Genomic DNA, 13,683 nt, shown 5'->3' with positions numbered 1-13,683 from the left:
TAAAATAATATGTTGATTTAGAACCTGTTTAGGATCTTTTTTGATTAATTTTTAATAAAATTTATATTATAATGGTTATTTTATAATAAAAAATAGATTTTTAGTCGATAAGTTTTCAAATGATAAAATCTTTTTAACAAAAAAATGAAAAAGAAAATAAATTATTGGTTAAGTACCTATTTATAAATGATTATTTCTTGTTTTAGTTAAATTCTATTAAAAAGATCCTAAACAGGTTCTAAACAGGTTCTTAGAGCAATGTGCTAATTTAATTAGTGAAGTTAAATCAATTAAACATTATTTTGAACAAGGTCAAATTGCTCGTGAAGGGATTGATTATTAATGACTGCTAAAACCTTATGGTTTGCATCTAATAATATCGGTAAAATTAATGAATTAAAGAGTATATTACAAACAAAGGGATATAATGTCAAATCAATGTTAGATCTTAATTCTCCTCTTGAAATTAATGAAACAGGTACATCATTTATTGAAAATGCAATTTTAAAAGCAACAACACTTGCAAAATTAGTGAATGGTCCTGTAATTGCTGATGATTCAGGGTTAGAAATATTAGCTTTAAATAATTTTCCTGGTATTAATTCAGCACGATGAAAGGGAGAAATGTCCTATCATGATGCAATGTTAGACATTTTAGAACAAATGGAAGGTGAAACTAATCGTGCAGCAGTATTTATTTCTGCTATTGCTTATGTTGATTTTGATCATAAGATTACTAAAGCATTTATTGGTAAACTTGAAGGTGAAATCACTACTGAGATAAAAGGTAGTGATGGTTTTGGTTACGATCAAATATTTTATGTTCCAGTAGTACATGCTACTTTAGGTGAATTGTCATTGGCAGATAAAAATAAAATTTCTCATCGTAATTCAGCAATTCAGCAATTATTAACATTTTTACAAGAACAAAATTAGATAGTTAAAATGAAAATAAAAAGGATGATTTAATTATGTCAGAATCATTAACAGATTCATAATTACCATTATTAACTGATAATAACAATAATATTAAAACTACCACTCTCCTATTTGAAAATCATGAAAAAAATCATTTAGTTTAATTAGTTTATCATGAACAGTTTCAATAATTATGTCACCAATTGTGGAAATAACTAACTATTGAAAAATACTACCAAATTTGAATTTATAAATGGATGAAATGACTTTATTATGAGACCCACTACTTTTATTAGTAGTGAATTAATTAATTCTTTTTATAGTTTTTCTTTTTTAAAGATTGATTTTTGTTTAGAAACTATTTTAAATAATAGTTTAAGTAAAATAGATAAATTAAAAAAAGTTAGTAAAGATACTATGTTAGTGATATTATTTTAGTAATAGTTTACTTGCTTATTTTTTAGTGATATAGCTAACTAAAGTAATATTTACTCATAAATAATGTAAAATAATAATATGTAATTTAAACAGTTTTTGAATTTAAAAGTACAATTCAGCAATAATTAAAATAGATTAGGAAGATTAAATTATGCCAAAACCATACAGTGAAGACTTACGAAGAAAAGTAATAGAAGCTTATGAAAATAAAAATATGAAAATTAAAGAAATTTGTAAAGTGTTCAATATCACTAGAAAGACTTTATTTTTATGAAAAAAAAGAAAAAAAGAAACTGGGCATATAAAACCAATTTTGAATTATCAAAAAGGACATAGCCACAAAATAAAGGATTTAGATGAATTAAAAAATTATTTAGCAGAAAATAAAGATGTTACAGTTCAAAAAGTAATTGATAAATTTGGAAATATGACTAAAGAAACAGTTTATAACTATTTTAAAAAACTAAATTATACATATAAAAAAAACTTTTCTATATGAACAAAGAGATAAAAATAAACAAGAAGATTTTTTAAAAGAAATAGCTAAAATAATGAATGAAGATTTAGTATATATTGATGAATCTGGAATTGATGATAATGAATTTTATAAATATGGTTGATCTGAAAAAGGTAAAAGATTATTTGATAATAAACCCGCATATAAAATAAAGAGAATGAGTATAATTGGTTCACTAAATAAAGGTAAATTAAAAGCCTTATGAGCATTTGAAGGACATTGCAATAGTAAAATTTTTGAATCATATGTTAAAAATAAACTAATTCCAGTATTAAAGCGTGGACAAATTATAGTTTTAGATAATGCAACGTTTCATAAATCTAAATTAACACAACAATTAATTGAAAATGCTGGATGCAAACTATTATTTCTTCCGCCATATTCTCCTAATTTAAATCCAATTGAACATTTTTGATTTGCTATAAAACATAATATAAGAAAAATATTACCAAATTATTGACCAAATATTAAAAAAGCGATTGATTTTGTTTTTCAAGATATGAGTAAATATTACTTTAGTTAGCTATATTATTAAAAAATGAAAGAATGGTTTATATAAAAAAATAACGTAAAATGAAGTTGATTCATTATAAGAAGTAGTTGTTATTGGATTTACTAGAACATATAATATTTTTGGTAATACTGAACTTTAATATTAAAACATAGTATTAGTTATGATAGTTTTTTTAATATTCAAGAAATAAATGAAAATGCTGAACGAGACGCTATTATTAATAGTAGTCAAAAATTTAATTTTATTTCAATATAAGTTGTTTTAAATTGATTTTTAAAAAGATTGTAACTTTTAAGTTACAATCTTTTTGGACGGTTAACAAAAATACGGAATAAATTATTCAATAATGTCTTTATTATCATTTAAACGAGAATAAATTAAGACTTTTGTTATGTAATTGTAAATTAATAGTACTACTTACTAAAATTAATTGCAACTAAAGTACTTATATTAAATTTTACTATATACTAAAATAATGCACATAAAAGGAGATTTTTTAAGATGAAAACTAAAAAATTGCAGTTAATAACTGTATCAATATTTATTTTAACTATTTTAATTATGATTATTGGGTTAATCTTAATAGGTTTTAGTGATTTTCATGATTATTTTAATGGAAAATGAAAATATGGTAATGGATTTAAAATATTAAATTATTATGGATTAAGTTATATTATTAATCATTCCTCAAATTATTTATGTTCACTTTGTAATAGTTATGAAAATTATTATGATTTGATAAAATTGCAAATTGGTGTTATTTTTTGTGTAATTTTAGTTCCAATTTTAACATCTATAACTATGTCATTAACTTTTTTAATTCTTGGTTTGAAAATAAAAATAAAAAATAATAATTTTTGAGATGCTATTCAAAATTGCGAAATAATAAGCAATTATTATATGCATTAGATTATATTTCTGAATTTATCTTGTTACATTTTAAAGTAACCATTTTAAGGTAATGTTTAGTAATCTGTGTAACTTACAAAAATAACTATGTTTAATTAATTCTAGTAAATATAATTAAATGACTAGAAAGAGTGAGTTACAGATGGCTAAAAAACAAAGTATTAATAATAATGATCCAATATCAAAAGCAGTAGATTTATTACTAGAAAATACTGAAGATTTAACAACAGTATTTAAAGAAGGAGGATTATATAAAGAATTAACAAAAAGATTAGTAGAAAAGATGTTAAATTCTGAAATGCAAAATTATTTAGGGTATGAAAAAAATCAACATAGTAATAGTGAAAATGCTCCTAATGGTATAAGTTCAAAAAAATTAATAACTCAACAAGGTAAAATTGAAATTAATGTACCAAGAGATCGTAATAGTGATTTTACTCCTGTAATAGTTGCAAAAAGACAGAGAAGATTTGATGGCTTTGATCAACAAGTTCTTTCACTATATGCCAAAGGAATGACTTTATCAGATATTAGAATGCAGTTGCAAGAGTTATATCATGGTGCAGATATTAGTGAAAGTGTTATTAGTCAAATTACTGATGATGTGATAGATGATGTCAAGGCGTGGCAAAATCGACCATTAGAAAGTATTTATTCTATTGTTTATTTTGATTGTATAGTATAGCTAACTAAAGTAATGTTTACTCATATCTTCAAAAACAAAATCAATCGCTTTTTTAATATTTGGTCAATAATTTGGTAATATTTTTCTTATATTATGTTTTATAGCAAATCAAAAATGTTCAATTGGATTTAAATTAGGAGAATATGGCGGAAGAAATAATAGTTTGCATCCAGCATTTTCAATTAATTGTTGTGTTAATTTAGATTTATGAAACGTTGCATTATCTAAAACTATAATTTGTCCACGCTTTAATACTGGAATTAGTTTATTTTTAACATATGATTCAAAAATTTTACTATTGCAATGTCCTTCAAATGCTCATAAGGCTTTTAATTTACCTTTATTTAGTGAACCAATTATACTCATTCTCTTTATTTTATATGCGGGTTTATTATCAAATAATCTTTTACCTTTTTCAGATCAACCATATTTATAAAATTCATTATCTGGATGGGTTACACTTTATTGGACACTAATTACGTAGACAAGTGAACAAATTAGTTGAAAGAAAGGAACTATAATTATGGCCAATATTAATTCATATACCGATGAATTTAAAAAACAAATAGTAGCTTTATATCAAAGCGGCAAATCAGTATCTTACCTTGCTAAAGAATATAATGTTACAAGAGCAGCTACTTATAATTGAATTAAGCAATTTACTAATTCAGGTAGTTTTAAAGCTAAAGATAATCGTTCTGTTGAAGAAAATGAATTAATTAAATTAAGAAAAGAATTAAAACAATTACGAATGGAAAATGATATTTTAAAGCAAGCAGCACTAATAATAGGCAGAAAATAGAAATTATTACAAACAATAAGTTTAAATATAAAATTCGCACAATGTGTCATTTTTTAAAAATTTCTAAATCAACATATTATTTTAATTTAAAGAAAAAAGAAAATAAAATTCAAAATAATATTTATGATGAAGCTATTATTAGTGCTTTTAAAGAAAATAAATGTGTTTATGGAACAAGAAGATTAAAAGTAATATTAGAAAACCAAGAAATTTATTTATCAAGACGAAAAATTAAAGAAATTATGAATAAGCATAATTTAATATCAAAATACACTAAATTATCATTCAAAAATCATAATAACAAAGTAAATGATGAAAAAATCACTAATCTTGTGAATAGAAACTTTAATAATAGGCTTAAAAATGAAGTTATTGTCAGTGATTTAACTTATGTTCAAGTTAATGGTAAATGAAACTATATTTGCTTATTAATTGACCTATTTAACCGCGAAATTATTGGACATAGTGTAGGTACTAGAAAAGATGCCTTATTAGTACATCAAGCATTTATGCAATCAAATCGCTGTTTAAAAGATATTCAAATATTTCATAGTGATTGTGGTAATGAATTTAATAATAAAATTATTGATAAACTTTTACTAGCATTCAATATTACTCGCTCTTTAAGCAAAAAAGGTTGTCCTTATGACAATGCTGTTGCTGAAGCAACTTTTAAAACTTTCAAAACTGAATTTATTAATGATAAAAATTTTAGATCATTAATCCAATTAAAATTAGAATTATTTGATTACATCAATTGATACAACAACATAAGAATCCACAGCACTTTAAACTACTTAACTCCAGTTAATTATCAAAAACAAATGTCTACCAAAAAATAGTCCTAAAAAGTGTTGCCATTCCAAAATAAAAGTTCTGATTGAGGTATACAATCTGGCTTTATAATTTCTTTAGATGAGTTAACATTTTTAAGTAAGATAGGATTAAAAGATAATGAAACACAAACTGAAAAAATAAATCTTCTTTGTAAGAACCTGTTTAGGATCTTTTTAATAGAATTTAACTAAAACAAGAAATAATCATTTATAAATAGGTACTTAACCAATAATTTATTTTCTTTTTCATTTTTTTGTTAAAAAGATTTTATCATTTGAAAACTTATCGACTAAAAATCTATTTTTTATTATAAAATAACCATTATAATATAAATTTTATTAAAAATTAATCAAAAAAGATCCTAAACAGGTTCTAAGAAATTTTCAATAAAATTAAATAAAAATAATAAAGATAATAAAATAAATCCTGTTTCTTTAAAATTAAAAAATAATGAAACTTGGAATGGCAACACTTTTTAGGACTATTTTTTGGTAGACATTTGTTTTTGATAATTAACTGGAGTTAAGTAGTTTAAAGTGCTGTGGATTCTTATGTTGTTGTATCAATTGATGTAATCAAATAATTCTAATTTTAATTGGATTAATGATCTAAAATTTTTATCATTAATAAATTCAGTTTTGAAAGTTTTAAAAGTTGCTTCAGCAACAGCATTGTCATAAGGACAACCTTTTTTGCTTAAAGAGCGAGTAATATTGAATGCTAGTAAAAGTTTATCAATAATTTTATTATTAAATTCATTACCACAATCACTATGAAATATTTGAATATCTTTTAAACAGCGATTTGATTGCATAAATGCTTGATGTACTAATAAGGCATCTTTTCTAGTACCTACACTATGTCCAATAATTTCGCGGTTAAATAGGTCAATTAATAAGCAAATATAGTTTCATTTACCATTAACTTGAACATAAGTTAAATCACTGACAATAACTTCATTTTTAAGCCTATTATTAAAGTTTCTATTCACAAGATTAGTGATTTTTTCATCATTTACTTTGTTATTATGATTTTTGAATGATAATTTAGTGTATTTTGATATTAAATTATGCTTATTCATAATTTCTTTAATTTTTCGTCTTGATAAATAAATTTCTTGGTTTTCTAATATTACTTTTAATCTTCTTGTTCCATAAACACATTTATTTTCTTTAAAAGCACTAATAATAGCTTCATCATAAATATTATTTTGAATTTTATTTTCTTTTTTCTTTAAATTAAAATAATATGTTGATTTAGAAATTTTTAAAAAATGACACATTGTGCGAATTTTATATTTAAACTTATTGTTTGTAATAATTTCTATTTTCTGCCTATTATTAGTGCTGCTTGCTTTAAAATATCATTTTCCATTCGTAATTGTTTTAATTCTTTTCTTAATTTAATTAATTCATTTTCTTCAACAGAACGATTATCTTTAGCTTTAAAACTACCTGAATTAGTAAATTGCTTAATTCAATTATAAGTAGCTGCTCTTGTAACATTATATTCTTTAGCAAGGTAAGATACTGATTTGCCGCTTTGATATAAAGCTACTATTTGTTTTTTAAATTCATCGGTATATGAATTAATATTGGCCATAATTATAGTTCCTTTCTTTCAACTAATTTGTTCACTTGTCTACGTAATTAGTGTCCAATAAAGTGTAACCCATCCAAACTATTTTAAAAATTACTAATGAACATTTTTTCTTTTTATTAGTTAACATGGAAAAATTTGGAATTATTGATACTGAATTTTTTTTTGGATAAAATTTTTGTTAAATGTTGTCAACCAAAAAATAAAAAAAACGAGATAGTACTTTATTTAGAAAAAGAAAAAAATAATAATACATATAATGTTTATTATATTTTTGCGCTTGATGAAGAAAATAATATTAAAAATTTAAATAATAGAGATTTAAAAGAAATAATAGAAATTGAAAAAAATAATTTAATTTATTTTCCAATTTCTATTTTTTGTCAAGAAATTTTTAAAGAAAAAAAAACCAATAATTCCTGATTATGATCTTTTTGCAGTTTATTGAGAAATAGATGATGCAATAAAAAATCATCAACCACGAATACCTACAAATTCATTTGCAGCATTTAAACTAGATAGTTGATCAGTTGGTTATAAAGAAAGATATTTTAAAAAAATTTTTAAAAAACCTAATAGTCGCGCAAAAGGCAAAGATTTTGAACAAGATGAAGAAGGTGGAGGAAATGTATTGGATAAAACTAAAGAATTTCTTGATAAATTAAATAAAAATTTAGGATATGAAAGAGGATTAAAGGATGAATTATGTCCAATTCATCATACCTTTGAACTTGTTAATCCTTATTCTAAAGGTTTTAATGAAAATTTTTATACATTTTTTTACCTAATCAACAATTATTAACTGATTTTACATTTCCCAATGGAATAAAAGTAGATAAACAGACTATTTCTTATTTTGCTGTTTATGAACCTTTTAATGATGGAATTTTTTTATGAGAAAAATTTCTAGAACCTTTTTTGTTTTATATAAAAACAAAAGGATATTATGTTCCAAATAATTGTTTTGTAAAACAAACTGATTTTTTAGGTTTTGCTAATTCATTTAATCCTTGAGTTAGAAAAATAAGAGAAGAACAAAGTGAAAGACGGAAATCTAATGAACTAAGTTTATCAGTTAATGTTGAAGCAGTAAATAGTTTAGAAAATGATAAACCTAATTCCAAAAAAATAAAAGAGCAGTTATTTTGTATTAATTCACATTTGTCTTTGTGTTAGATTCCTTTTTTTTAAATTGTTGTTTTAAGTATCAATCATAAATAATAGCAATAATAGTTAAAATGAAACCAATACTAAGAAAACCAGAAATAATATAACCTAAAGTATTACCACGCGCTTCATTAATTGTTCAATTAACTGATAAATTTCTTAGATTATTAATTTCTGTTGCATTCATATTTTCTAGTTCCTTAGAAGTATAATTAAGTTTTAAAGCAGCATTTCATAATTTTATACCAGTATCAGTAGTTCAAAATTCAATAATAGGTAAATTATTACCATGATAAATAGTAAAATATTGTCAGTCGCTAATATTATTTCAATTAACAGTTTGTAGTAAATATACATTATTATTGCTTTTGGCATTTAATTTAAAAGTAGTTTTTGGTTTTAATGTTCATAAATTCATTTTATTCATAGTAGTACTATCAATAGTAATAATATTTACAAATTGGATAATATTGTCATAGTTAAAATTAATTGTAAAACCGTCATTAGTATTAGTGCTATTAATATCATATAAATTATTATTTACTATTCCAACATATTTAATATTAGTATTAGTACTATTATCTAGTGTTGGCAAAATATTTTGATTATATATTAATACATGGTAAGTTATTATTTCATCTTTAAAGTTAATATTAATTTCAGAATTACTATTAATAATAGTCGTAATACTATTATTAATATTTGGTAATAATGGTTGATTATCATTAATAGTAATATCTTTTAGTTCATCATTAGTTACATTTAAAATTAAACTATTATTACTAATTCAATTATTAGTACAATTAACTGCAGTGAGTTTATCTTTATCAATATATGAATTAATAAAATTAGTCAATTGTTCATCTTTAGTTTTAGTAAATTTAATAGTATTAATTCGACTTCAATTGTTATTTTTACTATCACTTAGTAATAATTTACTTGTATTATTATTAATAAAACCAAGATTATCATTTATTCTTTGGAAATTGGCACAATAACCAATTTTAGTAAAAGTACCTAATTCATTTACAAAATAGCCAATTTCTTGTTCATCAATAAAAACACCTAAACCATCATGAAGTAAAATGAAATTATTCATATAATGTTCATTAATTTTTGTAAGTTTAATATCATTACTATCAGTAATGCTTAAATGATAAGGTTGTCCAAAAAATTTGGAGTTATTTTTGAGATTTACGTTTAAAATTCCTTGATTATTACCAGTCTTGCTAAAAAAAACAGTAGTAGTACTAAACAGTGGTTCCTTATTAATAATTAATGGTTTTGTTGTAGCATTACCATTATCATCTATTGTTAAATAAAATAATTGACTATTAACATCACGAATAATGCCACCATTATCATTAATGGCAACAAAAGAATTTAATAGTATTGGATTAGGAACATTAATATTAATTGGTTTGATATTACCATCAACTTTTAGAATATAAGAATTTTGATCACCACCAACAAAAACGCCAAAAGTAGCATTTATAGTAGTAAAACTAGTTTTACCTTTTCCATAATGATAGGAAGTAACTAAGTTAGTTACTTTTTCGTCTGTATTAATTAAGTCAGCACCAATATCGGTACTAACGATATTATTACCAAAGTTAGTAAAAGTATGATTTGGAGTTTCAATGGCAGTAGCATCATCACTAATACCATTTTTAGTCATTAAAAATGAATTATTAATAAAATTACTATCATCACTTTTATGAAAATTATTTAAAGTAGCAATTCCTAAGTTATCATCAAATCTAATAAAATTAAAATTTGTAAGTCTAAATTATTATATAGCTAACTAAAGTAATGTTTACTCATATCTTGAAAAACAAAATCAATCGCTTTTTTAATATTTGGTCAATAATTTGGTAATATTTTTCTTATATTATGTTTTATAGCAAATCAAAAATGTTCAATTGGATTTAAATTAGGAGAATATGGCGGAAGAAATAATAGTTTGCATCCAGCATTTTCAATTAATTGTTGTGTTAATTTAGATTTATGAAACGTTGCATTATCTAAAACTATAATTTGTCCACGCTTTAATACTGGAATTAGTTTATTTTTAACATATGATTCAAAAATTTTACTATTGCAATGTCCTTCAAATGCTCATAAGGCTTTTAATTTACCTTTATTTAGTGAACCAATTATACTCATTCTCTTTATTTTATATGCGGGTTTATTATCAAATAATCTTTTACCTTTTTCAGATCAACCATATTTATAAAATTCATTATCATCAATTCCAGATTCATCAATATATACTAAATCTTCATTCATTATTTTAGCTATTTCTTTTAAAAAATCTTCTTGTTTATTTTTATCTCTTTGTTCATATAGAAAAGTTTTTTTTATATGTATAATTTAGTTTTTTAAAATAGTTATAAACTGTTTCTTTAGTCATATTTCCAAATTTATCAATTACTTTTTGAACTGTAACATCTTTATTTTCTGCTAAATAATTTTTTAATTCATCTAAATCCTTTATTTTGTGGCTATGTCCTTTTTGATAATTCAAAATTGGTTTTATATGCCCAGTTTCTTTTTTTCTTTTTCTTCATAAAAATAAAGTCTTTCTAGTGATATTGAACACTTTACAAATTTCTTTAATTTTCATATTTTTACTTTCATAAGCTTCTATTACTTTTCTTCGTAAGTCTTCACTGTATGGTTTTGGCATAATTTAATCTTCCTAATCTATTTTAATTATTGCTGAATTGTACTTTTAAATTCAAAAACTGTTTAAATTACATATTATTATTTTACATTATTTATGAGTAAACATTACTTTAGTTAGCTATATGTGCCATCCTTATTTAATAAATAAGATTGTGCTTGTGAATTTGTAAAAATACCAGCAATAGAATTAGTTGAATCATTTTCATTTCAATTATAAAAATTTCCACTTTCAAAAGCTAAGGTTAAACTTTGTTCATTTAGGATAGTATTTTCTGATTTTATTTCTTTATGGTGATAATTATTTATTTTCACTTGGCTTAAATTAGTAAAAGTGACTAGTGAAATAGTAACTAGTGTATATAAAATTTTAAACATATTATCAATTCCTTTAATATAAACTAATATTAATTATAAAGATTTTGAAGATAGTGTATAGCAAAATAATAAAAATAAGTTACAATTTATATATGATATTTTATAAATTAAGGAATGATTATAATTATGAAAAAAATTTTAACATTAATGGGTACTATTGCTTTTGGTAGTGGAATAGTAACGCCAGTTTTAGCTTGTTCTGATCAACAACAAGATAGTATTTTAAAAGCAATTACTAATGGTAATGGTAATTATAATGGTTGAGAATCAACTTTATCAAAAGTTGGTATTAAAAAACCAGTGGATGTTCCTATTGATGGTCAAAGACCTGAAAAAGAACAAGTTATTAAAAATGAAGCATTAGAAAACAGTCTTGCACAATCACTTGCTAAATTAATTTTAGATAAAGCAAATATTAAAGAACCAACTTGATTTGATAGTCAATTAAAAGTGGGTACTAAATGTTATTATTTTACGATTGATAATGGTAAAATAGATGAATCAACAAAAGCAAGAACTTGAGATGTTGATGCTTCAACTGGTAGAATTAGTATTAATATTACTTATCAAGTTGGAGTAGTAAATAATGATAAAAGTTTTAAAGTTGAACAATACATAAAAAAAACTTTTAATATAAAATGTTCTTATACACAAAGCGATTACATAGTTTATAGTTGTGTTAGTGATGTTACTAAATTATCAGGACAAATAGTACCAATTAGTGTTGATGAAAAAACTAAACCTGATATTGATAAAACATACGCTGATTTTTCTCAAAAAACTAAAACTTTAGTTCAAGAAGGAATAAGTTTAGCATTAAATAATAATCCTCATGTTAATTCTGTTAATATTAATATCAAAGGAATTGATGGTCAAAAAGTTACAAGTTCTGGTCCTAATAAATTAGAACTTAAAGTTAATTTTGTGATTAGTTTTCAAGATTCATTAATTGACATGTCTTTACCTTCGCCTTATGATGATAGTAATTATGTTCCAACAATACTTCAATTTAATAGTTAAAAAGGAGTTTAATATGTCCAATAATTCAGAAGCAAAAAGTAAAGATAAAGAGCCACCGTTAATTGTTGATGCCTTTACTTTTAAAAATATTGGTGTTAAGCAAGAGATCCATTCTTCATGAAAAAATTTTAATTGAAAAATAACTTCCAAAAATTTATTATTAATTTTTATTGGTGCTTTTTTAACAACTGTTTCCTTTTTTTATTTTATTAATCGTGCTGGTTTATATACTAATGGTTTATCAGCTTTTGCACAATTAATAGCTAAATTTATTGCCTTATCTTATAATGGCAGTATTACTGAACAAGAAACAACCCAAGCATTTTGATTTTATCCAGTATATTTTCTTATTAATTGTCCTATCATTATTTGAGGATTATTCAAGGTTGGATTTCGTTTTACTCTTTATACTATTATTTATTTGTTGTTTCAAAATGGAATTAACTTTTTGTTAACAGCAATTGATGCTCTTAAAAATTTTCAAGTTTTAGGTAATGAGCCATTAAAAGGTACTACAGATTATTGGCACTTAGTTTTACCACGTACTTTTATTTTTGCTGCTTTAGGTGGATTAATTTATGGTGCTGGTATTGGTATTTTATTTAAAACTGGTGGATCTAGTGGTGGTATGGATTTTATTAGTACTTATATTTCTATGAAACGTAAATATTCAATTGCTACTATTATTAGAAATACTAATATTATTATTGTTGTTATTGTTTTAATTCTTGATGGAACCTTTTTACAGAAAACTAGTCTTGTTGATAATTTTTTAGTTAGGCCTTATTTTATGTCAACGCTTGTTTATATTTATGTAGCAGCTTTTGTTATGAATAGAGTTTATCCAAAATATATGTTGATGAGTGTCTTTATTATTTCTAATGAATTAGAGCAAATCCGTAATGATATTTATCGAAATAATTATTTACGTGGTGGTAATGTTTGAAATGTGAAAGGTTTGTATTCAGGTAATGAATATAAAATGATGATGACAACAATGTCATTATTAGAATATAATTTTTTTAAAACAAAAATAGTTCGAATCGATCCTAAAGTTTTTATGGTAGCAGTTCCTGCAAAATATATGCATGGTGGTAATGCAGGTAAACCTCCACAAAATGCACCTGTTAATATTACTGAAATTAATGATTTTTTAGAAAAAAACTAATAATATATATGTTATAATGTAATTAGTTTTATAATAGTAGGTTTTT

Annotated in this window: 15 protein-coding genes and 2 pseudogenes; 11 read left to right on the top strand and 6 right to left on the bottom strand. The window is 23.1% G+C overall.

What is annotated here, in order from left to right; translation table 4 throughout:
- Positions 1-250 precede the first annotated feature (250 nt).
- The 6 genes and pseudogenes from ACQH26_RS04700 to ACQH26_RS04675 form a co-directional block, all read left to right on the top strand.
- Positions 251-343 (top strand): cob(I)yrinic acid a,c-diamide adenosyltransferase, encoded by a 93-nt coding sequence (locus tag ACQH26_RS04700; RefSeq protein WP_425383082.1) that lies wholly within the window; start codon positions 251-253, stop codon positions 341-343.
- Positions 343-936, top strand: a complete 594-nt coding sequence (gene rdgB / locus ACQH26_RS04695) for an RdgB/HAM1 family non-canonical purine NTP pyrophosphatase (protein WP_425382984.1) — start codon at positions 343-345, stop codon at positions 934-936. The genes ACQH26_RS04700 and rdgB overlap by 1 nt, the downstream gene beginning before the upstream one ends.
- Positions 937-1,507: 571 nt before the next feature.
- Positions 1,508-1,867 (top strand): helix-turn-helix domain-containing protein, encoded by a 360-nt coding sequence (locus tag ACQH26_RS04690; protein WP_425381978.1) that lies wholly within the window; start codon positions 1,508-1,510, stop codon positions 1,865-1,867.
- Positions 1,868-1,907: 40 nt separating this feature from the next.
- Positions 1,908-2,396: an IS630 family transposase gene (locus tag ACQH26_RS04685; protein WP_425382099.1), complete on the top strand. Its 489-nt coding sequence runs from the start codon at positions 1,908-1,910 to the stop codon at positions 2,394-2,396.
- A gap of 492 nt (positions 2,397-2,888) precedes the next feature.
- Positions 2,889-3,296, top strand: coding sequence for a hypothetical protein (locus ACQH26_RS04680; RefSeq protein WP_425382983.1), 408 nt, complete (start codon positions 2,889-2,891; stop codon positions 3,294-3,296).
- Positions 3,297-3,438: 142 nt separating this feature from the next.
- Positions 3,439-3,978, top strand: a pseudogene (locus ACQH26_RS04675) (transposase); the annotation flags it as partial.
- Positions 3,979-3,981: 3 nt separating this feature from the next.
- Here the strand turns inward: ACQH26_RS04675 and ACQH26_RS04670 are convergent.
- Positions 3,982-4,386 (bottom strand): annotated as a pseudogene (locus tag ACQH26_RS04670) (transposase); the annotation flags it as partial.
- A gap of 118 nt (positions 4,387-4,504) precedes the next feature.
- Here ACQH26_RS04670 and ACQH26_RS04665 point away from each other — a divergent pair.
- Positions 4,505-5,625 (top strand): IS3 family transposase gene (locus ACQH26_RS04665; RefSeq protein WP_425381867.1). Its coding sequence is split into 2 segments (ribosomal slippage): positions 4,505-4,775 and positions 4,775-5,625, totalling 1,122 coding nucleotides; the frame shifts between segments, so codons are not numbered across the junction.
- A gap of 476 nt (positions 5,626-6,101) precedes the next feature.
- Here the strand turns inward: ACQH26_RS04665 and ACQH26_RS04660 are convergent.
- Positions 6,102-7,222, bottom strand: a protein-coding gene (locus ACQH26_RS04660; RefSeq protein WP_425381867.1) for an IS3 family transposase whose coding sequence is annotated in 2 segments (ribosomal slippage) — positions 6,102-6,952 and positions 6,952-7,222 — 1,122 coding nt in all. Because the reading frame shifts where the segments join, the coding sequence is not laid out codon by codon here.
- Between the two features lie 162 nt (positions 7,223-7,384).
- On the opposite strand from ACQH26_RS04660, the gene ACQH26_RS04655 reads away from it, so the two are divergent.
- Both ACQH26_RS04655 and ACQH26_RS04650 read left to right on the top strand, forming a co-directional pair.
- On the top strand, positions 7,385-7,732 hold the full coding sequence (locus ACQH26_RS04655) for a hypothetical protein (protein ID WP_425382982.1): 348 nt from the start codon (positions 7,385-7,387) through the stop codon (positions 7,730-7,732).
- A gap of 118 nt (positions 7,733-7,850) precedes the next feature.
- Complete coding sequence (locus tag ACQH26_RS04650) at positions 7,851-8,021, top strand: hypothetical protein (protein WP_425382981.1); 171 nt, start codon at positions 7,851-7,853, stop codon at positions 8,019-8,021.
- A 348-nt stretch (positions 8,022-8,369) separates the two neighbouring features.
- Here the strand turns inward: ACQH26_RS04650 and ACQH26_RS04645 are convergent, their stop codons facing one another.
- The 4 genes from ACQH26_RS04645 to ACQH26_RS04630 all read right to left on the bottom strand — a co-directional run bounded on the left by ACQH26_RS04645 (position 8,370) and on the right by ACQH26_RS04630 (position 11,449).
- Positions 8,370-10,064 (bottom strand): hypothetical protein, encoded by a 1,695-nt coding sequence (locus ACQH26_RS04645; RefSeq protein WP_425382980.1) that lies wholly within the window; start codon positions 10,062-10,064, stop codon positions 8,370-8,372.
- 122 nt (positions 10,065-10,186) lie between these two features.
- The gene (locus ACQH26_RS04640; protein WP_425381862.1) at positions 10,187-10,675 is read right to left on the bottom strand and encodes an IS630 family transposase; all 489 of its coding nucleotides are present in this window, start codon (positions 10,673-10,675) and stop codon (positions 10,187-10,189) included.
- 40 nt (positions 10,676-10,715) lie between these two features.
- Positions 10,716-11,075, bottom strand: coding sequence for a helix-turn-helix domain-containing protein (locus ACQH26_RS04635; RefSeq protein ID WP_425381863.1), 360 nt, complete (start codon positions 11,073-11,075; stop codon positions 10,716-10,718).
- A 113-nt stretch (positions 11,076-11,188) separates the two neighbouring features.
- Positions 11,189-11,449: a hypothetical protein gene (locus ACQH26_RS04630; RefSeq protein WP_425382979.1), complete on the bottom strand. Its 261-nt coding sequence runs from the start codon at positions 11,447-11,449 to the stop codon at positions 11,189-11,191.
- A 126-nt stretch (positions 11,450-11,575) separates the two neighbouring features.
- On the opposite strand from ACQH26_RS04630, the gene ACQH26_RS04625 reads away from it, so the two are divergent.
- Positions 11,576-12,469: a hypothetical protein gene (locus ACQH26_RS04625; protein ID WP_425382978.1), complete on the top strand. Its 894-nt coding sequence runs from the start codon at positions 11,576-11,578 to the stop codon at positions 12,467-12,469.
- A gap of 13 nt (positions 12,470-12,482) precedes the next feature.
- Complete coding sequence (locus ACQH26_RS04620; RefSeq protein WP_425382977.1) at positions 12,483-13,637, top strand: YitT family protein; 1,155 nt, start codon at positions 12,483-12,485, stop codon at positions 13,635-13,637.
- Positions 13,638-13,683 lie beyond the last annotated feature (46 nt).

The sequence above is a fragment of the Spiroplasma endosymbiont of Melieria omissa genome (assembly GCF_964031175.1).
Classification (GTDB): Bacteria; Bacillota_I; Bacilli_A; order Mycoplasmatales; family VBWQ01; genus Spiroplasma_E; species Spiroplasma_E ixodetis_A.
Note: the sequence above shows the minus strand (reverse complement) of the source record. Positions and strands in the feature narration are given on the sequence as shown.